At 71.9% G+C, this 19,576-nt stretch carries 17 protein-coding genes and 1 riboswitch; of the genes, 16 read left to right on the top strand and 1 reads right to left on the bottom strand.

The genetic code is table 11. The features are described from left to right. The first annotated feature begins 6 nt into the window (after positions 1-6). The 6 genes from ACWGKJ_RS23395 to ACWGKJ_RS23420 all read left to right on the top strand — a co-directional run bounded on the left by ACWGKJ_RS23395 (position 7) and on the right by ACWGKJ_RS23420 (position 6,911). Positions 7-720 carry a hypothetical protein gene (locus ACWGKJ_RS23395; RefSeq protein ID WP_453315806.1) on the top strand — a complete coding sequence of 238 codons (714 nt, stop codon included), beginning with the start codon at positions 7-9 and terminating at the stop codon, positions 718-720. 71 nt (positions 721-791) lie between these two features. Next, positions 792-1,886, top strand: a complete 1,095-nt coding sequence (locus tag ACWGKJ_RS23400; RefSeq protein WP_385028866.1) for a DUF6895 family protein — start codon at positions 792-794, stop codon at positions 1,884-1,886. Beyond that, positions 1,883-3,034, top strand: coding sequence for a DUF6895 family protein (locus ACWGKJ_RS23405; RefSeq protein WP_385028863.1), 1,152 nt, complete (start codon positions 1,883-1,885; stop codon positions 3,032-3,034). Before ACWGKJ_RS23400 ends, ACWGKJ_RS23405 begins: the two co-directional genes overlap by 4 nt. Positions 3,035-3,276: 242 nt before the next feature. Continuing rightward, positions 3,277-4,473, top strand: a complete 1,197-nt coding sequence (locus ACWGKJ_RS23410; protein WP_385028860.1) for a serine hydrolase domain-containing protein — start codon at positions 3,277-3,279, stop codon at positions 4,471-4,473. Positions 4,474-4,813: 340 nt separating this feature from the next. Then, on the top strand, positions 4,814-5,374 hold the full coding sequence (locus tag ACWGKJ_RS23415; RefSeq protein ID WP_385028857.1) for a winged helix-turn-helix domain-containing protein: 561 nt from the start codon (positions 4,814-4,816) through the stop codon (positions 5,372-5,374). Positions 5,375-5,471: 97 nt separating this feature from the next. Continuing rightward, positions 5,472-6,911 (top strand): ATP-binding protein, encoded by a 1,440-nt coding sequence (locus ACWGKJ_RS23420; RefSeq protein WP_385028854.1) that lies wholly within the window; start codon positions 5,472-5,474, stop codon positions 6,909-6,911. On the opposite strand, the gene ACWGKJ_RS23425 is transcribed toward ACWGKJ_RS23420, so the two are convergent. Then, positions 6,874-9,501, bottom strand: coding sequence for a YfhO family protein (locus ACWGKJ_RS23425; protein ID WP_385028851.1), 2,628 nt, complete (start codon positions 9,499-9,501; stop codon positions 6,874-6,876). The genes ACWGKJ_RS23420 and ACWGKJ_RS23425 overlap by 38 nt on opposite strands. 128 nt (positions 9,502-9,629) lie before the next feature. Here ACWGKJ_RS23425 and ACWGKJ_RS23430 point away from each other — a divergent pair, with 128 nt between their 5' ends. From ACWGKJ_RS23430 to ACWGKJ_RS23475, 10 genes are all read left to right on the top strand, one after another. Next, the gene (locus ACWGKJ_RS23430) at positions 9,630-10,085 is read left to right on the top strand and encodes a GtrA family protein (RefSeq protein ID WP_385028848.1); all 456 of its coding nucleotides are present in this window, start codon (positions 9,630-9,632) and stop codon (positions 10,083-10,085) included. A gap of 110 nt (positions 10,086-10,195) precedes the next feature. After that, entirely contained in the window at positions 10,196-10,870 is a 675-nt protein-coding gene (locus ACWGKJ_RS23435; RefSeq protein WP_385028845.1) for a SurA N-terminal domain-containing protein, read from the top strand. Between the two features lie 187 nt (positions 10,871-11,057). Further along, a complete protein-coding gene (locus ACWGKJ_RS23440) occupies positions 11,058-12,029 on the top strand; it encodes a nucleoside triphosphate pyrophosphohydrolase (RefSeq protein WP_385028916.1) in 972 nt (323 codons plus the stop codon). Continuing rightward, positions 12,026-13,297 carry a cytochrome P450 family protein gene (locus ACWGKJ_RS23445; protein ID WP_385028842.1) on the top strand — a complete coding sequence of 424 codons (1,272 nt, stop codon included), beginning with the start codon at positions 12,026-12,028 and terminating at the stop codon, positions 13,295-13,297. The genes ACWGKJ_RS23440 and ACWGKJ_RS23445 overlap by 4 nt, the downstream gene beginning before the upstream one ends. A gap of 128 nt (positions 13,298-13,425) precedes the next feature. Beyond that, the gene (locus tag ACWGKJ_RS23450; protein WP_385028839.1) at positions 13,426-14,496 is read left to right on the top strand and encodes a transglycosylase family protein; all 1,071 of its coding nucleotides are present in this window, start codon (positions 13,426-13,428) and stop codon (positions 14,494-14,496) included. A 257-nt stretch (positions 14,497-14,753) separates the two neighbouring features. Next, positions 14,754-14,940, top strand: a riboswitch (cyclic di-AMP (ydaO/yuaA leader). A gap of 3 nt (positions 14,941-14,943) precedes the next feature. Continuing rightward, positions 14,944-15,651, top strand: a complete 708-nt coding sequence (locus ACWGKJ_RS23455) for a transglycosylase family protein (protein ID WP_385028836.1) — start codon at positions 14,944-14,946, stop codon at positions 15,649-15,651. 287 nt (positions 15,652-15,938) lie between these two features. Beyond that, a complete protein-coding gene (gene eno, locus ACWGKJ_RS23460) occupies positions 15,939-17,228 on the top strand; it encodes a phosphopyruvate hydratase (RefSeq protein WP_385032213.1) in 1,290 nt (429 codons plus the stop codon). Positions 17,229-17,356: 128 nt separating this feature from the next. Continuing rightward, complete coding sequence (locus ACWGKJ_RS23465) at positions 17,357-17,833, top strand: FtsB family cell division protein (protein ID WP_385032210.1); 477 nt, start codon at positions 17,357-17,359, stop codon at positions 17,831-17,833. Positions 17,834-17,995: 162 nt separating this feature from the next. Beyond that, a complete protein-coding gene (locus ACWGKJ_RS23470; RefSeq protein WP_385032207.1) occupies positions 17,996-18,544 on the top strand; it encodes a DUF501 domain-containing protein in 549 nt (182 codons plus the stop codon). A 91-nt stretch (positions 18,545-18,635) separates the two neighbouring features. Then, a complete protein-coding gene (locus tag ACWGKJ_RS23475) occupies positions 18,636-19,565 on the top strand; it encodes a Ppx/GppA phosphatase family protein (RefSeq protein WP_453315807.1) in 930 nt (309 codons plus the stop codon). Positions 19,566-19,576: the final 11 nt, after the last annotated feature.

The following is a 19,576-nucleotide window of genomic DNA, read 5'->3' on the forward strand; positions in this document are numbered from 1 at the left end:
TCGCACATGGACCAGTCACGTGCGACCTCCCGCATCGCGGGGGCTGTACATGACCTGGCGTCCGAGGTGGTCTTCGCTCTGCAGAGCGAAGACCACCTCTCCACGGTCTGTGGCGCCGCCGGGATCGGCGAGGACGACAGGACCGGGATCGCCGCGGTCAGGGTGATCGGAGCCGATCTGCTGCTGCCGAGCCTGCTGTACGGACGCGATCCGCACCCCGGTGACGTGGCGGTGCTGCAGCGTGCCGTGATCGACTTCCCGCCGCGTGCGGGCGCCCCGGCGGCGACCGCCTGGAGCCACTGGGCGATGGAGTCGGCGCTCCGTACGCCCCGCACCGGCGACGCCGCGCCCGAGCCCACCGCCGCGTGGCTCGAAGAGGCGCCCTGGCAGGCGTTCACCCATCAGCTCTCCGTGCTCGCCCCGCTCGCCCGTCCAGCCTCCGCATCGGCCGTCAACCGCGTCGCGAGCGGCCGGCCGGTCGACGTGGCCCGCGGATTCGTCCGTGCCGTGCGGCGCCGCGACTGGCTCCAGGCGGCCGGGGCCGGCCGTTGGCTGGCCACGCTCGACGGGGTGCCCGACACCGTCGGCCTGGCCGCAGGACTGGACTTCGTCCAGCTCATGGGCGGTCAGGACCCCCGGGTGGCACTGCATCTGCGCGCGGCCGGACTGATGCTCGGGGCGCGGTCCGGACTCGGGGCGCGGTCTGGACCGGCCCGGTGACGGCCGCCCCGCAAGCGCGAACGCGGCCCCGGGGCAACGGACTTGACGTCGATGCCCCGGGCGCGGGTCCTGTGAGTGGTGCGCTGGGGGCCGCCCTGGACTGGGTGCGGGGGAACCGCTCCGGCTTCGTGCTCCCCGGTGATGTCCTCGAACCGCACAGCGACGTCAACCGCACCATGAAGCCCCTCGGCGAACTGGCCCAGCTGTGCACCACGGTCAGCCGCCGTACGCACCCCGGCGACCCGCACCATGCGACGGCCGCCGCTCTCGTACGGTTCGCCTGGGAGCAGGTACGCGAGGGCGGGCTGCTCCTCGACATCGCGCGCAACGAGCCGTTCGCCACCTACCCCTTCGAGATCTACGCGGCCTTCGCCGGAGACGGCCTGCGCCACGAGGGCTTCGAGCGCCTCGTGTCCGCCGTCGCCGCCACCCGGGGCTGGGCCTTCACCGAGCAGCACGCCAACCGCGAACTGGGGCTGCTCAACTCCGAGCGGCGGATCGGTGTCCCCCCGCACACGGCGGCGGAGCCGGTCCTGCGCCGGACCTGGCTGGGCGCGCTGCCCGAGCCGTGGACCTTCGAGCGCGCCTCCGGGTACGCCCTGACCCATGCGGTCTTCCACGTCACCGACTGGGGCAACGCGCCGCAGCTGATGCCCCGGGACATCTCCGACTACCTCCGCACCTGGCTCCCGGCGTGGATCGACGGCTGTTTCGAGAACGGCCAGTGGGACCTCGGCGGCGAGCTCCTCGCGGTCGCCGCCTGTCTGCCGGAACCGCCGCCGCAGGCGCTGGTGGAGACCTTCTGGCCGGTGCTGGCCGCCGTCCAGGACGGCACGGGCGCCGTCCCCGAGACGGGCCCGCCGCTCGTCCCGGGCGGGGGAGGGCAACAGGAGGGCGGCCCGGGGGGCGAGGCATCAGCCGATGTCCTGGAGGCCCCGCGCGAGTTCCTGAACTGCTACCACTCGACGCTGGTGACGGCCTTCGCGGCAGCCCTGACCCTGGCCCGGAGCGGGCCGGCGGACCAGGCCACGGCCACCGGTACGGCCACCGCCGCGGCCACCGGCCGCACCGGACAGCAGCCCGGCCCTGATCCTGCCCCGGCGGCCCCCGGCCGCACCGGACAGCAGCCGGATCCGGCCGGCCGACAGGACGGAGGCGCCGTATGAACGACGGCGGACCGACGGAGAACGGCGACGCGTCCCGCCCCGGTGACGGGCTCCCGGGCGGTACGGGGAGCGGCGGTACGGCATCGAGCGGTGCGGCGGGCGGCGGTGCGGCCAGCGGCGGCACGGGCACCCCAGACACGGGCACGGCCGGGACGGCCACCCCCGGTACGGCCACCGGCACAGCCACCCCCGGTACGGCCACCCCCGGTACGGCGACCACCGGTACGGCCGGGGCGGTCCGGCAGATCCACGACGTCGGAGCGCGCGCCCTGGAGTGGCTGTACGCCCACCGGGACGGCTTCCGCCTGGAGGACGACCCGGACCCCGAAACCGGCATGCTGGACCGGTTCAAGCCGCTCGGCGAACTGGCCCTCATCGGGAAGGTCATCTTCCGCGAGGGCGTCGCGGGTTCGCAGCAGGCCGCGACCGCGCGCAGACTGCTGGACCACGCCTGGCACGAACTCCTCGGATCCGGTGCCCGCCTCGTCGACGGACAGACCCGCGAACCGCTCTCGCCGGTGCCCTTCGAGGTCTACGTACCGTTCAAGGAGCTCGGCTACAGCCACCCCCAGGTCGAGGCCGCAGCCCAGCTCAACCACCGGCTCGTCAGCCGGCAGACGCTGGAGGTGCTGCCGGTCCGCCGTCTCGGGCTCTCCGCCATGGAGCGCCGCTTCGGCCTCCCGCCCGGCCTGCCCGAGGACGCGGCTGCGGCCCGCACCTGGCTGGCCCACCGCCCGGAGCCGTGGACCGTGGAGGGCCACATCGGCTACGACATCACGCACACGGTCTTCCACCTGACCGACTGGGGCGAGCACCCGTCCGGGCTGCCCGACGACATCGCCGGCTATCTGGCCACCTGGCTGCCGGTCTGGCTGGACGACTGGCTCGACCTCGGACGGTGGGACCTGCTGGGCGAACTGCTCGTCGTGGACGCCTGTCTGCCGGAGCCCACGCTGGACCCGGCCGCCTGGCGCGGCTTCGCCGCCGCCCAGCAGCCCGACGGCGCGATGCCCGTGCAGGGCGCGATGCCGGAGGGTGACGACGGGTATGTCTTCGACCTCGTCTACCACCCGACCCTGGTGGCCGCGTTCGCCTCCGCCCTGGCGGTCTCCCGCGCCATGGCGGACCTGACCGCCCCGGTCTCCTGATGCCGGCGGACGGCACGGAGGCGGAGTCGGAGTCAGGGCCAGGCGGAGGACCACGGCCCGGGACGGGGCCGGGGGCCGGTACGGGACCAGCGGCGGGGATGGGACCGAGGGCCGGGACGGGGCCAGCGGCGGGGATGGGACCGGGGGCCGGGCCGGGACCGGCGGCGGGTACGGAGCCTGGGCCCGGACCGGGACCAGCAGCCGAAGCCGGACCGGGGGCCGGTACGGGACCCGTGGCCGGGATGGGACCGGAAGCCGGGCCGAGACCAGCGGCCGGTACGGAACCAGCGGCCGAAGCAGGACCGGGCTCCGGCCCGGAAACACCCGTAACAAAAGCCCGGCCGGAGCCCCGTACACGGCCCCGGGACGGGGTGGCGGCCCGCCTGGCCGAAGCCGCGCGGGCGATCGACGCCCCCGGCCTCGTCATCGCGGTCAGCCACCGGGGCCGCCGCACGGTCCACTGCGGAGGCACCGCCCCCGCGCCCGGGGTCCCGCGCGACCGGCAGCGGTACGAGATCGGCTCGGCGTCCAAGACGTTCACGGGCCTCCTCCTCGCGGAACTCGTCCGTGCCGGCCGCCTCTCGTACGACGACATCGCGGCCCGCCATCTGTCACCCGGCGCCCCGCGGGACACCGCCCCCGGCAACCGGGCGACCCTGCTCCACCTGATCACCCACACCGCCGGACTGCCCGCCCTGCCGGCCGACTTCTACCCGCAGGCGCTCCGGCGCTGGTCGACCGACCCGTACGGGGGCTACCCGGCCGAACGCGTCGTGGCCGCCTTCCTCCGCGCCCGGCCCCGCCACCGCCCCGGCACCCGCTGGCACTACTCCAACTTCGGGGCCTCGGTCCTGGGCCACACCCTCGCGGCCGCCACGGCCACCCCCTGGGACGACCTGATCGCCCACCACGTCCTGACCCCCCTCGGCCTGACCGCCACCCGGCTGCACCCGGAGCGCGCGAACGGGCGTGGCCGTACCGGGGGCGCGGGCGGGCGCATGGGCACGGACCAGCACGGGCCGGGCACCGACGCCCCCGGCCACCGCCCGGACGGTGTCACTCCCGTACCCGGTCTGGCCATGGGCGGCTTCCAGGCCGCGGGGGCCGTACGCGCGACCCCCGGCGACCTGCTGACCTACCTCGAAGCCCATCTGGACCCGGCCGGCACCCCACTGGAAAGCGCCCTCCGCACGGTCCGCCGCCCCGTGCTCCGCCGAGGACTCGGCCACCACCACACCCACACCCTCACCTGGTTCCAGCACCCCTCACCCCAGGGCCCGCTGTACTTCCACGCCGGCGCCACCACGGGCCAGCAGGCGTTCATCGGCTTCCGCCCGGCCACCCACACGGCGGTGGCCGCGGTAACCACCCGCCGTATCCGCCTCCGGGACACCTTCGTCGCGACGGCGTACGCCCTGCTCCACGGGGAGTTGGACTGATCGGCCGGGCCGAGCGGCTGGACCGTGGAGTCGCCGCGGAAAAGGCAGCCGGAACGGGTCCGTAAAGAAACACGACAACAGCGCGGCCGCCACCGCTTAATCGCGTATTCGCATCAAGGGCGCAAGTAACCTCCACCATACGGATGTTACTTTCCGAACTCGTGCACTCACGTGTAGTGTTTGGCGCGCCCGCTGTCGACGCGGTCGTACTCCGTGAATGTCTGCTCTGCACGCCCCCGACGGGAATGAGTAGCCAATGTCCACAGGCACTTTCACAGCACGCGGTCCCGCCAGGACGGGTTGGCACGCCGTCTCGGATCGCCCGCCGACCGATCCGGCGGTGACCGTCGAACCGATTTCCCGGGGGCGGTGGGTGCTCGCGGCTCAGGGCTATGTCCCTGTCTCGGTACGGCAGACGCCCTCGGAACTCCATCTCGTGTTCGCCCCCTCTCCGGAATGGGACGCCGCACTTCCGGAGCGCAGGGCGGAAACAACCGAAACAGCGGATCTGGCCGATCCGGCCGAGTTGGCTGAAACAACAGCCCCGGCCGCCACGGCGGATCCGCTTTCCGACCCGCTCCAAGTCGACCACGCGGCCCGCACCATTCATGTCGCCGGGCGCCAACTCGAACTTCCCAAAATGGAGTTCGACCTGCTGGCCTACTTCATTTCCCGCCCGCTGCACGTCCACGCGCGCCCTCAGCTCATCGCCGCGCTCTGGCCCGACACGGCAGGCAGTGAACGCACCGTGGATGTCCATGTGGCCCGCCTGCGCCGACGGCTCGGCCCGCAGTACCGAAAGGTCATCGCGACGGTGGTGGGCGTGGGCTACAAGTACGTCCCGGCCCTCGCCGGCCAGCGGATATCGCCGACGGCGGGCGAGGGGACCTGGGCCCTGTGACCCGGCTCACATACGTCGATGTATGATACGTCGCTGTATGTTAATGAGTACGGCGTCAGCCGAGGGTGCTGAGCCGACGCTGGTACACGGAGTTCCCATGGACTTTTACGGACGCCGACACGTCTTCGACGACCTGCACGGCCGTCTGGACCGTATCCGTGAGACCGGTACTGGTCAGTTGCTGGCCGTGCGGGGGCGGCGACAGGTGGGGAAGTCCCGCCTCTTCACGCGCTTCGTCGAGCGGGCCGGACTGCCCTACCTCTACTTCACGGCGGTCAAGAACGCACCGCCCGCAGTCCAGCTGCGGACTCTCACCGCCGACATACACACCTCGACCACCCCGCTGAAGGACGCCGATACGCTGTTCGCTGCTCCGCCCGCCGACTGGCGGGACGCGTTCGGCCGTACCGCCGTGGCCTGCCGGAACACGCCCTCCGTTGTGGTTGTCGACGAGTTCCCCTGGGCCGCCGGCGCCGATTCCACGCTTGAGGGGCAACTCCAGAACGCCTGGGACCGGCAGCTGGAGCACACGCCCGTGCTCTTCGTGCTGATCGGTTCGGACGTCACCATGATGGAACGGCTCACCGAACACGACCGGCCTCTGTACGGGAGGGCGAAGAACCGGACCATCTCGCCGTTCAACCCGGCCGAGTGCGCCGAGGCGCTGGGGCCGGAGGCAGACCCGTCGGCCGCGTTCGACACCGCGCTGGTCACCGGCGGCTACCCCCGCCTCGTGGCGGACCGGGCGCGCTCGGCGAGCACCACGGCCTTCGTGCACGAACAGCTGAGCGACGAGAACAGCGATCTCGCGGTCATGGGGCAGCGGTCGCTGGACGCCGAGTTCCCGGACGCCCACCAGGCCCGTCGGGTGCTCTCGGCGATCGGCGGTACGGAGATCGGCTTCGGCACCTTCAGCCAGGTCGTCGGGAGGCTCCCGGAGGCCGGGTCCGCAGCGCAGACAGCGGTGACCCGTGCCATAGGAGTGCTTTCGGACAAGGGCGTGGTGACGGTGGATGTCCCCGTCGGGAGCAGCCCCGGCAGCAGACTGCGCCGTTACCGTATCGACGACCCTTGTCTGCGGTTCTGGTTCCGTTTTGTCGAGGAGCAACTGCCCCATATCGCGCGGGGCCGCCCCGACATCGCCCGCGGCGCCTTCGACCGGGGCTGGGCGAGCTGGCGGGGCCGGGCGGTCGAGCCGCTGGTCCAGGACGCGGTGTCGCGACTCAGCCTCGGGACACCGGGTCTGGAGAGTGCGGGCCGGGCCGGAAGCTGGTGGAACCGTGACAACAGCGTCGAGTACGACATCGTCCTTCCGGCCGCGGTCGGCAGGAAGGTGCTGCTCGTGGGGTCGGTGAAGTGGCGCGAGAACAAGCGGTTCGACGCGCGGGACCTGACGCATCTCGCCGGTGCACGGCATCACGTCCCCGGTGCCGAAACCGCCCGGCTGCTGGCGGTGTGTCCGGCCGGTATCGCCGACGGCGTACGCCCCGACGGTGTGCTCACCCCCGCCGACCTGCTGGCCGCCTGGCAGAACTGACCGCCGCCGCCCCTCCGTTCCGTACCAGGGCGGGCGCGGCGGCAGGCGGCGGATCCGCGAGTGGTTCCGTTGCCCCGGTGTCCCCCCGGCCCCGCCGCCCGTTCCGTCCCGCGCGCCGTACGACCGCTGCCCCGGCCAGGGCCAGGAGCGCCAGGCCGCCCACCGCTGACCCGAGCCGGAGCCCCGGGGGACGGAAGGTGCAGCTCACCGTGGTGGCACCGCCGGTCAGGGGGACCGCCACCAGGCCCAGATACGAGCGGGCCGGGCGGTCGGCCGTGTGGCCCGTGTGGCACTGCCAGCCGGAGATGCGGGGCATCGCGAAGACCGCTGTGCCCCTGGAACCCGGCGGGAGCTGGGCCCGTACGGACCGGTCCGTGACCTGGACCGAACGGGCGCCCGTCCGCGTCAGACGGGCCACCGCCCTGGCCAGGGCCGGGCGGGACAGACAGCCCGTCCGGCCCTGCGGGTGCGGGGTGACCGCCGCGCCGCCCGGGGCACGGCCCATCGGCTGGAGCGCCGCGCGCCGGCCCCGCTGTCCGCCCCGCAGCTCCACCGGATCACCTCCGCCCAGCCGGACGGTGCCCGTGAGGTCCGGCGCGGAGTAGAAGACATCGGTACCGGCCGGGCAGCTGTCCGCGTACGTATATACGTGTGCGCCGATGAGCAGTTCCTGGTTGCGGAACGGCGAGCGGCCGAAGTGCGGCACCGGGCCCGGCGGTCGTACGGTCACCAGCGGGGGCACCGCCGCCCGCGCCACCGTCACCGCGCCGTCGACGCCCTTCCGGCGCGGCGCCGACCGCACCCGCGCGCCCACCGAGAAGACCGCGTCCGTCACCGGGTTGTCCAGCGACTGGATGTTCCGGCCGCGCGAGGTCCAGCCTGCCCCGAGCGCGGCCATGGTCCGGGTGTACGGGTCCGGCGTCATGCTGCTGTAGTACGCGCCGCCCTCGCCGCCGACCAGCAGCGGATCGTTCCCGGTGGTCTGCTCGCGCCCCGGATCGGTGCGGTAGCGCGGCCAGCCGTCCGCTCCGGCGACCGCTGCCGCCTCCTCGTCCAGATGGCGGCCCCACGGCGCGTAGTCGTCCAGCCGGTGGATCTTGACCCGGTCCGCATACGCCGTGGTCGCCGCCGCCTGACCGGCCTGCGCCCCCACCAGGAGCAGCGCCGCCACCAGGACCGGCTGCCGCCGCAGCACCCACACCCGCAGACCCGCCGTACCCGGGCCGGTGGACCGCTTGTCCACCGGCCCGGCCCGCATCGCGCTGTCCGGCCCGGTCCGCCCGGTACGCGCCGCCCCGTCCCGTCCCGACCGCCCCAGCAGCACAAGCCCGCCCACCACCCCGGCCAGGCCGAGACCGAAGAGCGGATACGTGTAGACGGTGACCGTCCGTGAGAAGGCCGCGCAGAGCGCCCCCGCCGTGAGGACCGCCGCCCCGCGGGACAGGGCCCGGCCGCTCGGCACCCCGTACGAGAGCGCCGTCCAGGCCGCGATCACCACCAGCCCGCTCAGGACGAACGTCTGCCGGTACGGGCTGCCGTTCGGCGTCGCGAACAGATGCCAGAGGAGATGGGTGGGCTTCCACTGCATCGACAGCGCGACCAGCACCACGAGCCCCGCCCAGCACCGGCGTTCGCGGCGCGGCACCGGCCGGTGGAAGGCCAGCGCGCAGGCGAGCAGCAGAGTGCCCGTGCCGAGGAAGAGCGCGGGGGTGGAGAAGCTGTAGGTGGCGGGGAGCGTACGGGCGAACACATCCGTCCAGGCGGCCGGTGTGAACTCCTTGGTCCAGCCGGGGTACGCGTGCCGGGTGCCGAGGAAGACCGTACAGAGGAGCGGGGCGGCGATGCCGATGCCGAGCAGGACCGTTCCGGCCGCCCTGAGCAGCACCCGGATCCGATGGCGCGCCCCCGTCTCCGCCTCCTCCGTCAGCAGCAGCCGGACGAGCAGCACCAGCGCCGCCCCGATGGTCGCCATGTACGCGGTGTAGAAGTTCGCGGTCCAGGCGAGCGCGACGACCACGGGCCCGAGCAGCGGTCTGCGCCCGCCCCGCACCCACTCGCCAACCAGGCACAGCAGCGGGAAGGCGATCAGCCCGTCCAGCCACATCAGGTTGTACGACGCCTCCAGGACCGACCAGCCGCAGAGCCCGTACGAGGCGCCCAGCAGCCCGGCCGCCCACCAGCGGCCGGGCCGCAGGGTGAGCAGGAGCGAGGTCATCGCGGCCGACGCCGCCGCCATCTTCAGCAGCGTGACGGCGTAGACCGCGAGATCGATACGGTCCTTCGGGAAGAACGCGACCAGCAGCGCGAACGGGCTGCTCAGATACGTGCCGAGGTCCGGCAGGAACGACGTGCCGTACCCCGACTGCCAGTTGAGCAGCAGCCCGCCGTGCGCCCGGCCGTGCAGCAGATCCTGGAGGTGGGCGTGGAAGGGGATGTACTGGTTGCCCAGATCGCTGATGCTGCGGTGGCGCGGACCGTACGGATGGATACGGGCGGCGGCGTCCCCGGCGCACACGGCCAGTACGGTGAGCAGCGCGGCCAGTACGGTGGCGCTGAGGCGGGCTGTCACTGCCGGACGGCGGGGTCTCATGCCCCCGAATATGGCAGTGGAAATACGCTGAATTGGCCCGGGATGGGGTGAGTTCATCGAGCCGTCGCCGGGACTTCACCTCTCCCGTTCCCAGGAGCGCGTCCACAGACTCAGGAGCGTGTACACAGATGCACACCGCACGGCAGGCCCCGGCGGGGGCGAAGCTGGGCCAGCTGGTCCGCTTCGCGCTCGTCGGCGTGGTGAACACCGGCACGTACTACGGCTGTTACCTGCTCCTGCTCACCCGGCTCCCGTACCTCGCCGCGCACACCGTCGCCTTCTGCCTCAGCATGGTCGGGTCGTTCTTCATGAACGCCCGGTTCACCTACCGGATCCGGCCGACCTGGCGGAAGTTCCTGCTCTTCCCGCTGACCAACGCGGCCAACTTCGTCATCACCACCGGCGGCGTCTATCTCCTGGTGGACGTGGCCCGTCTCGGCGCCCACTACGCGCCGCTGGTCGCGGCAGCGGCGGCCGTTCCGCTGACTTTTCTCATCTCGCGGACGATCATGCTGCGCCCCGACAACCGGGAAGCCCCTGAATCGTTGGTCGAACCGGTGGCCCCCGCCACCCCAAGTGCCTAACATTCGATCAACGCAAGGTCTTGTGCTCCGCGCGTCGCCCGGCCGCCCCCGCGAGGAGGCGCCGAGCGCCACGCCACCCCCCGCACGAACTCGCCTGCCAGGAGGCTCCTTTGCACCGCCGCCGTCGCACTGCGCTCTCCGTATCCGTTGCGCTCGTCGCCGCAGCCCCGCTTCTCGCCGCCTGCGGCAGCCAGCCCCATCCGGGCGCGGCAGCCGTCGTGGGTAAGGACCGGATCACGGTCGCGGCCCTGCAGACGCAGGTGAACGACGTACGCAAGGCGCAGAACAAGTCTCCGCAGGCCGCCGAGCTGATCAGGAGCAGCAACAACCTCAGCGGGATGAAGCTCGGCACCATGATCTTCGACCGGGTGCTCGCGAAGGCGGCGGCGGACGCCGGGGCGAAGGTCACCCGCAAGGACATCCAGGACGCGCGCGACCAGCTGGTCAAGCAGGCGGGCAGCGAGCAGCGGCTCCAGCAGGTCTACCTCCAGCAGAACGGCATCGCACCCGGCCAGATCGACCAGGCGCTCCAGGAGCAGGTCACCGCGTCCAAGCTGGCCGAGAAGCTGGGCGGCGTCTCGCTCGGCACTCCGCAGGGCCAGAGCGCGGTGCTCCAGGCGATGATGAAGACGTCCAGGGCGATGGGCGTGGACGTCAATCCGCGCTATGGGGTCTGGGACGCGAAGAAGAGCCAGCTCGGCGCGTACAAGACGCCGTGGATCACCGAGGTGACCAAGGAGCAGACGGGCCAGTCCGCCGGGACCGGGGTCAGCGCGGCGGGATAGCGGTCCGGCGGGACAGCGGCGCAGCGGGCACCGGCACCGGCCCGCCGGGGGATCGGCACAGCGGGACAGCGGCCCGGCGGGATAGTTTCGACGGGTGACCGCTGAGAACACCCACGACCCTGCCCCCTCCGCCTCCGCCCCCGGCCCCACCCCTGTCCCCGAGGCGCTCGACGCCCCCGGCAGGGTCGTGCTGCTCACCACCAGCCACCGGGTCGCGCCGGGACTCCTCTCCTGGCCGGCCTGGCAGCTGCTGCACTCGGCGGACCGGGTGGTCTGCGCGGACCCCGGCCATCCGCAGCTGCCGTATCTGCGCGAGGCCGGGGTGACCGTCGAGCAGGAGGCGCCCGACGCGCACCGGCTGGTCGAGGAGTGCGCGGGCGGGCACACGGTCGTCGTCCTCCCCTCCGGCGAGGGCGACCGGCAGCTCACCGACGGTCTGGCCCGGCTCGCGGGCAGCGGCCGGGTGCGGATGCCGGACCTGGAACTGCTGCCCGGTTCGTACGATCTGCCGGGCGCACGCCTCCTCGACCTGGTGCAGGTGATGGACCGGGTGCGCCGCGAGTGCCCGTGGACCTCCCAGCAGACCCACCGGGGGCTCGCCAAGTACCTGATCGAGGAGGCGTACGAACTCGTCGAGGCGATCGAGGACGGCGACCGGGACGAACTGCGCGAGGAGCTGGGGGACGTCCTGCTCCAGGTCGTCTTCCACGCCCGGATCGCGCAGGAGGGCACCGGCGATGAGGGGGACGAGCCGTTCTCCATCGACGATGTCGCGGGCGGCCTCGTCGAGAAGCTGATCCACCGCCACCCGCATGTCTTCGGCGACGAGACGGCGGAGACCGCCGATGACGTCCACGCCCACTGGAACCGGACCAAGGCGATCGAGAAGCAGCGCACATCGGTGACGGACGGCGTCCCGGTCGGCCAGCCGGCCCTCGCCCTCGCGGCGAAGCTGACCTCCCGGGTGCGGGGCTCGGATCTCGACGTACCGCTCCCGGCGGGCGAGGGCGTCGGCTACCGGCTGCTGGCCCTGGCCGCGAGCGCGGAGGCGGCCGGCACGGACCCGGAGGCGGCGCTGCGCGCGGCGGCGCGGGCGTACCGGGACGCGATCCGGGCCGTGGAGGGCGCGGCACCCCGGGCGGCTACCGTCGAGGAGTGACCGACAACAGCACCGCAGACCCGGCCCCCACCCTCTTCACCTGGGAGTTCGCGACCGATCCGTACCCCGCGTACGCCTGGCTGCGGGAGCACGCGCCCGTCCACAGGACCGCGCTGCCCAGCGGGGTGGAGGCCTGGCTGGTGACGCGGTACGCGGACGCTCGGGCGGCGCTCGCCGACCCCCGGCTGTCGAAGAACCCGGCGCACCACGCCGAGTCCCCGCACGCCAAGGGCAAGACCGGGATCCCGGGGGAGCGCAAGGCGGAGCTGATGACGCATCTGCTGAACATCGACCCGCCGGACCACACCCGGCTGCGGCGGCTGGTCTCCAAGGCGTTCACCCCGCGCACCGTCGCGCTCTTCGCCCCGCGGGTGCAGGAGCTGACGGACCGGCTGATCGACGGCTTCGTGGCGGACGGGAAGGCCGACCTCATCCATGACCTGGCCTTTCCGCTCCCCATCTACGCCATCTGCGATCTGCTCGGCGTCCCGCGCGAGGACCAGGACGACTTCCGGGACTGGGCGGGGATGATGATCCGTCACGGCGGCGGACCGCGCGGCGGGGTCGCGCGCTCGGTCAAGAAGATGCGGAACTACCTCGCCGAACTCATCCACCGCAAGCGGGAGAACCCCGGTGACGACCTCATCTCCGGTCTCATCAGGGCGAGCGACCACGGCGAGCACCTGACCGAGAACGAAGCCGCCGCGATGGCGTTCATCCTGCTCTTCGCCGGGTTCGAGACGACGGTCAACCTCATCGGCAACGGGATGTACGCGCTGCTCCGCAACCCGGAGCAGCGTGCGCGCCTTGAGACCTCACTGGCGGCCGGGGAGACCGGCCTCCTCGCCACCGGGGTCGAGGAACTGCTGCGCTACGACGGGCCGGTGGAGCTGGCCACCTGGCGGTTCGCCACCGAACCGCTGACCCTGGGCGGGCAGTCCGTCGCGGAGGGCGATCCCGTACTCGTCGTGCTGGCCGCCGCCGACCGCGACCCGGAGCGCTTCACCGAGCCGGACACGCTGGACCTCGGACGCACCGACAACCAGCACCTCGGCTACGGGCACGGCATCCACTACTGCCTCGGCGCGCCCCTGGCCAGACTGGAGGCGCAGACGGCGCTCGCCACCCTGTTGCGGCGCCTGCCCGGCCTGCGTCTGGCGGTGGGGCCCGACGAGATGCGGTGGCGCGGCGGGCTCATCATGCGGGGACTGCGCACGCTCCCGGTGGAGTTCGGGGACGCGTCGGATCCTGTCGGACCCTCAGTCTGACCAGGGCTGAAGTGACGTGCCGTCAAGAATGTGACTTTCACGTGATCTCCGCTGCATCGACTTGTGACTGACGTTCGAGTGCGGCTACGTTCACCCCTCAACTCATCCGTCACACGGAAGGCCACCGCATGCGCACCGGGAACGGTCGGCACCGCCGCCCCCGTCAGGCTCCAGCTCTAGTCGTAGCGGCAGGAGTCACGGGCTCGGCCATCGCCCTTCCGCTGCTGGCGTCGACCGGCGCCCACGCGGCCGACGCCACGACCTGGGACCGGGTGGCGCTGTGCGAGAGCGGCGGCATCTGGAGCGCCGACCTGGGCAACGGGCACTACGGCGGCCTCCAGTTCTCGCAGGCGGCCTGGGACAAGTACGGCGGCGGGCAGTACGCGATCCGCCCCGACCTGGCGAGCCGCTCCCAGCAGATAGCCGTGGCCGAGAAGGCGTACGCGGCCGAGGGGGCGAAGTTCTGGGCCAGTTGTGCGGCCGTCGCCGGGCTGACGAAGGACGACGCGGACACGGCCACCGTGGACCCGGGCTCCCCGGCCACCACGAGCCCCACTCCTTCGAAGCCGGCCGGCTCTGACGGGGGATCGAAGAGCACGAATACGGACGGATCGGGGCAGAAGTCATCGAAGGGGACGAGTTCGAGCCCGTCCGACTCCTCCTCCCCCACGGGCTCGCCCTCATCGGACTCCTCTCCTTCGGACTCTCCTTCCGGCTCCTCCTCCGGGTCGTCCTCGCCGTCATCTGACGCATCTTCGGATACATCAGGCACATCAGGCGCATCGGGCGGATCCGGCAGACCCGACTCTTCGGCTCATGCGGACGCCTCGGACTCCGCCTCGCCGTCCACTTCTGACCCGGCGACACCCGCCGACTCCGCCAACGGAGATGCTCCGGCGTCTCCGGACACTTCCGGGGCGGGCAGACACCGGGGCGGAGAGTCCGCCGACGGCCCCGGTGCGCACCGCGACGAGTCCGGGCGGCATGCCTCGCGCGGGGGAAACCCCTCCCGGAATGACGCCCGTACGGACGGCAGCTACACCGTCCGGGCGGGTGACAACCTCTGGTCCATCGCGAAGGCCCATGATCTGCCCGGCGGATGGCCCGCGCTCTACGCGGCGAACCATCGGACGGTCGGAGCCGATCCGGACTTCATCGTCCCTGGCCAGAGCCTTGATCTCGACCAAAATCAGGGGTAGTTAGCGCCTGTATGTCCGCTTCTGTTCGAGTGAGACATGGCTCTCGTCGGTCCGGCTGAATGTCCGTACTGTCCACCCGGCGCATGTCGCCTCTCACCTGCGAAAACGGGACATGCGCGGTCGTAAACCCGGGATTTGCTCGCCGATGTTCATCTTTGAATATCGGGGTGTCCTGTGATTACGGTCAGACCGCTCGCACCGCGGGCCTCTTCGATCGCCACGCCGAATCCTGCCATCGGTCGAGGGGAAGCAGTTGACGCTAAGAAGCGCCGCAGGCAGGAGCGGGGGACCCAGGTAAGCGCCGGGTCCGGCCGTCCGTTCAGAGTCAGAGAACGGCACGAACCGGGACCGGCTTGGGGTGAAGCTGTGCGCTAGGCCGCGCAGCCGGGCAACTCATTGGCCCGAACCCGACAGCTCACCTCGTAGGCGTCGGTGAGGAGATTCTTCATGCTGTTTTCCAGCAAGTCCAAGCACCGTCGCCCCTCGAAGGCCGTCCGCGTCGCCACCCTCGCCGGTGTCGCCGGAGCGGCTGTGGCCGTGCCGCTGATCGGTGCGACCTCCGCATCCGCCGCCTCGGTCTCCACCTGGGACGCCGTCGCGCAGTGCGAGTCCGGTGGCAACTGGTCCACCAACACGGGCAACGGTTACTACGGCGGCCTGCAGTTCAACAACTCCAGCTGGGCCGCCGCCGGTGGTACGCAGTACGCGCCCCGCGCCGACCTCGCCACCAAGGGCCAGCAGATCGCCACGGCCGAGAAGCTCCTCGCCATGCAGGGCCCGGGTGCCTGGTCCTGCGCCGGTGCCGGCGGCCTGACCAGCGGTGGTCCCAGCCCGGACGTCTCCACCTCTTCGAACGGCTCCTCGTCGTCCAGCGCCGACCAGCAGAGCGGCCACAGCGACCAGCAGGCCGCTTCGCGCAGCGAGGCCCGCACCAGTGCGCCGGCCGCCCCGAAGCACGCCGCCCCCCGCCACGCCGCGCCCACCACGATCAAGAAGGGTGACGGCGAGTACAAGGTCAAGGCCGGCGACACCCTCTCCACGATCGCCAAGGCCGAGCACGTCCGCGGTGGCTGGAAGAAGGTCTACGACCTGAACAAGGACATCGTGAAGCAGGCCGACCTGATCTACCCCGGTCAGCAGCTCCACCTGAGCTGATATCAGCTCTCCCCCCAGCACCCCCGGCCCGGCGCGACTCCCCCGTACGCGCCGGGCCGGGGGTCTCTCCGCCGGGGCCGCATCCCGGCCCACAGCTCGGCCGACGGGGGGCCGCCAGCGGGTTACCGCCTGGTAGGTATGCTGACTTTCATACTGTCTTGCGATCTTTTGGGCCCTTTTTCGTCCCAGGGTCCGGGCGCCCTGCCGACTGAGCCCCCCGGGCCGGTTAGGCTCTTGGCGCAAGGCCAAAGAGACCCTGCGCCCATAGCGTCACATCCCAGAAGGAGATGCTAGTGCCGTCCATCGACGTCGTCGTAGCCCGGGAAATCCTGGACTCCCGAGGCAACCCCACGGTCGAGGTCGAGGTCGGCCTCGACGACGGCAGCACGGGCCGTGCCGCCGTCCCGTCCGGCGCCTCCACCGGTGCGTTCGAGGCCATCGAGTTGCGCGACGGTGACCCCAACCGCTACCAGGGCAAGGGTGTCGAGAAGGCAGTCCTCGCCGTCATCGAGCAGATCGGCCCGGAGCTCGTCGGCTACGACGCCACCGAGCAGCGCCTGATCGACCAGGCGATGTTCGACCTGGACGCGACGGAGAACAAGGGCTCCCTCGGCGCCAACGCCATCCTCGGCGTCTCGCTCGCCGTGGCGCACGCCGCTTCCGAGGCTTCCGACCTCCCGCTCTTCCGCTACCTGGGCGGCCCGAACGCGCACCTGCTGCCCGTTCCGATGATGAACATCCTGAACGGCGGGTCGCACGCCGACTCCAACGTCGACATCCAGGAGTTCATGATCGCGCCGATCGGCGCCGAGTCCTTCTCGGAGGCGCTGCGCTGGGGCGCCGAGGTCTACCACACCCTCAAGAAGGTCCTGAAGACCAAGGGCCTGTCGACCGGCCTCGGCGACGAGGGCGGCTTCGCGCCGAACCTGGAGTCGAACCGCGCCGCTCTCGACCTCATCATCGAGGCCATCAAGGAGGCCGGTTACGCGCCGGGCAAGGACATCGCGCTCGCGCTCGACGTCGCCGCCTCCGAGTTCTACAAGGACGGCACGTACGAGTTCGAGGGCAAGTCCCGCTCGGCCGCCGAGATGACCGAGTACTACGAGGAGCTCGTCGCCTCGTACCCGCTCGTCTCCATCGAGGACCCGCTGTACGAGGACGACTGGGACGGCTGGAAGGTCATCACCGACAAGCTGGGCGCCAAGGTCCAGATCGTCGGCGACGACCTCTTCGTCACCAACCCGGAGCGGCTGGCCCGCGGTATCGAGGAGGGCTCAGCCAACGCCCTGCTCGTCAAGGTCAACCAGATCGGTTCGCTGACCGAGACCCTGGACGCCGTCGAGCTGGCCCAGCGCAACGGCTTCAAGTGCATGATGTCGCACCGCTCCGGCGAGACCGAGGACGTCACCATCGCCGACCTCGCGGTCGCCGTGAACTGCGGCCAGATCAAGACCGGCGCCCCGGCCCGCTCGGACCGCGTCGCCAAGTACAACCAGCTGCTGCGCATCGAGGAGATCCTCGACGACGCCGCGGTCTACGCGGGCCGCTCGGCGTTCCCGCGCTTCCGCTCCAACTGATCGGGCCGCAGCACCGCATAGCTGAATCAGCTGAATCAGCAGCGAAGGCGCAGCCACGCGCAGCCGTCCCCGTACCCGGTCCCGTACCGTGTCCGGGGACGGACGTGCGTGTGTAACGGGGAGGCGGCATGGCAGGGAACCGGGACCGGTTCTCCACCGCGACCAGACTCAGGGTGCTCGGTGAGCAGACCGCGGCCCGTGTCTACCGCTCCCAGTCCAGGCGCCAGGCGCGCAGACCCCGGCTCACCGGCCGGGCGGCGATACTGCTGATGGTGCTCTGCACCCTGGTGGTGGCGCTCGCCTACCCGATGCGGCAGTACGTGTCGCAGCGGGGCGACATCGCCGACCAGCGGCGCCAGGTCAGCGACGCGAAGGCGCGCGTCGAGGAGCTGCGGGACCAGAAGGCCCGCCTCCAGGACAACGCGTACGTGGAGCGGCTGGCCCGTGAGCAACTGCACTTCGTGCGGCCGGGGGAGACCAACTACACCATGGTCGACCCCGACTCCCGCACCCAGCACTCCGCGGGCAAGGGCGCCGCGGACCGGCCGTGGTACTCCAACGTGTGGGACGGCGTGGACAGCGCGGACCGCACCAAGGCGCCGTAGCCCGGGGGCGCCGGACCTCCGGGCCACGGACCGGTGGTGCCTCGTCGGCCACCGGCTCCGCGTACGCCCCGTAAGCACGCGCCCCGTGCACCGGCACCCCGCTCCACCGGCACACCCGCCCCACCCCCATCCCCTTCACAGCCACTCAGATCCAAGGCAGGCATGGAAACGCCCCCTCCGCAGACCGAACGTACCGAGCCCACCGACGCGGACATCAGCGCGTTCAAGGAGCAGCTCGGCCGACCGCCCCGCGGGCTGCGCGCCATCGCGCACCGCTGCCCGTGCGGCAACCCGGACGTCGTCGAGACGGCCCCGCGTCTGGAGGACGGCACGCCGTTTCCGACGACGTACTACCTGACCTGCCCGCGTGCCGCCTCCGCGATCGGAACGCTGGAGGCGAACGGGGTGATGAAGGAGATGACCGAGCGGCTGGGCACCGACCCGGAACTGGCCGCCGCCTACCGGGCCGCACACGAGGACTACCTGGCGCGCCGCGACGCCATCGAGGTCCTGGAGGGCTTCCCGAGCGCGGGCGGGATGCCGGACCGGGTCAAGTGCCTGCACGTCCTGGTGGGCCACTCGCTGGCCGCGGGGCCGGGCGTCAACCCGCTGGGGGACGAGGCGATCGCGATGCTGCCCGAGTGGTGGGCGAAGGGCCCGTGCGTGCCGCGGGCGCGGGACGGCGAGGGCTCCGCCCCGCTGGGCGACTGAGGATCGGGGCCGGGCGGAGATGGCTCCGCGCGGCCCGGTGACTGAGGATCAGGGCCGGGACGGAACCCCGGCCCCACGAGAGGACACCCATATGACCCGCGTCGCTGCCATTGACTGCGGCACGAACTCCATCCGTCTGCTCGTCGCGGACGCCGACCCCGCCACCGGTGAACTCGTCGATCTGGACCGGCGGATGACCATCGTCCGGCTCGGCCAGGACGTCGACCGGACGGGCCGGCTCGCCCCCGAGGCGCTGGAGCGGACCTTCGCGGCCTGTACGGAGTACGCCGAGGTCATCAAGGCCCATGGCGCCGTACATCTCCGCTTCGTCGCCACCTCGGCGTCCCGGGACGCCGAGAACCGCGACGAGTTCGTCAGCGGGGTGCGCGACATCCTCGGTGTCGAACCCGAGGTGATCACGGGAGACCAGGAGGCCGAGTTCTCCTTCACCGGCGCGACGAAGGAGCTGGCCGGCCAGGGCGGCGAGTACCTGGTGGTGGACATCGGCGGCGGCTCCACCGAGTTCGTCGTCGGGGGCGAGGGCGTCAGCGCGGCCCGCTCCGTGGACATCGGCTGTGTCCGGCTCACCGAGCGGCATGTCCGGCACGACCCGCCGACCCTCGGTGAGATCACCGCGATGCGCGCCGACATCGACGCCGCGCTGGACGAGGCGGCGCAGACGGTCCCGCTCTCCGGGAACCGCACGCTGGTCGGCCTCGCCGGTTCGGTGACCACCGTCGCCGCCATCGCGCTGGGGCTCGACGCGTACGACTCGACCGCGATCCACCACTCACGGATCACCGCGGCCCAGGTCGGCGAGATCGCCGGGAACCTGCTGATCTCGTCCCACGACGAGCGCGCGGCGATCCCGGTGATGCATCCGGGGCGGGTCGACGTCATCGGGGCGGGCGCGATGATCCTGCACTCCGTGATGAAGCGGACCGGAGCCCGCGAGGTGGTCGTCAGCGAGCACGACATCCTGGACGGCATTGCTTGGCATGCCGCACTCGACGACGAGTGACCCTCTGCCGT

It is taken from the genome of Streptomyces sp. NPDC054757, assembly GCF_053612185.1.

Coding starts and splice junctions, on each gene's coding strand:
- ACWGKJ_RS23395 (WP_453315806.1), top strand. CDS start 7: ATGGACCAGTCACGTGCGACCTCCCGCATCGCGGGGGCTGTACATGAC.
- ACWGKJ_RS23405 (WP_385028863.1), top strand. CDS start 1,883: ATGAACGACGGCGGACCGACGGAGAACGGCGACGCGTCCCGCCCCGGT.
- ACWGKJ_RS23410 (WP_385028860.1), top strand. CDS start 3,277: ATGGGACCGGAAGCCGGGCCGAGACCAGCGGCCGGTACGGAACCAGCG.
- ACWGKJ_RS23420 (WP_385028854.1), top strand. CDS start 5,472: ATGGACTTTTACGGACGCCGACACGTCTTCGACGACCTGCACGGCCGT.
- ACWGKJ_RS23425 (WP_385028851.1), bottom strand. CDS start 9,501: ATGAGACCCCGCCGTCCGGCAGTGACAGCCCGCCTCAGCGCCACCGTA.
- ACWGKJ_RS23430 (WP_385028848.1), top strand. CDS start 9,630: ATGCACACCGCACGGCAGGCCCCGGCGGGGGCGAAGCTGGGCCAGCTG.
- ACWGKJ_RS23450 (WP_385028839.1), top strand. CDS start 13,426: ATGCGCACCGGGAACGGTCGGCACCGCCGCCCCCGTCAGGCTCCAGCT.
- ACWGKJ_RS23455 (WP_385028836.1), top strand. CDS start 14,944: ATGCTGTTTTCCAGCAAGTCCAAGCACCGTCGCCCCTCGAAGGCCGTC.
- eno (WP_385032213.1), top strand. CDS start 15,939: ATGCTAGTGCCGTCCATCGACGTCGTCGTAGCCCGGGAAATCCTGGAC.
- ACWGKJ_RS23465 (WP_385032210.1), top strand. CDS start 17,357: ATGGCAGGGAACCGGGACCGGTTCTCCACCGCGACCAGACTCAGGGTG.
- ACWGKJ_RS23470 (WP_385032207.1), top strand. CDS start 17,996: ATGGAAACGCCCCCTCCGCAGACCGAACGTACCGAGCCCACCGACGCG.
- ACWGKJ_RS23475 (WP_453315807.1), top strand. CDS start 18,636: ATGACCCGCGTCGCTGCCATTGACTGCGGCACGAACTCCATCCGTCTG.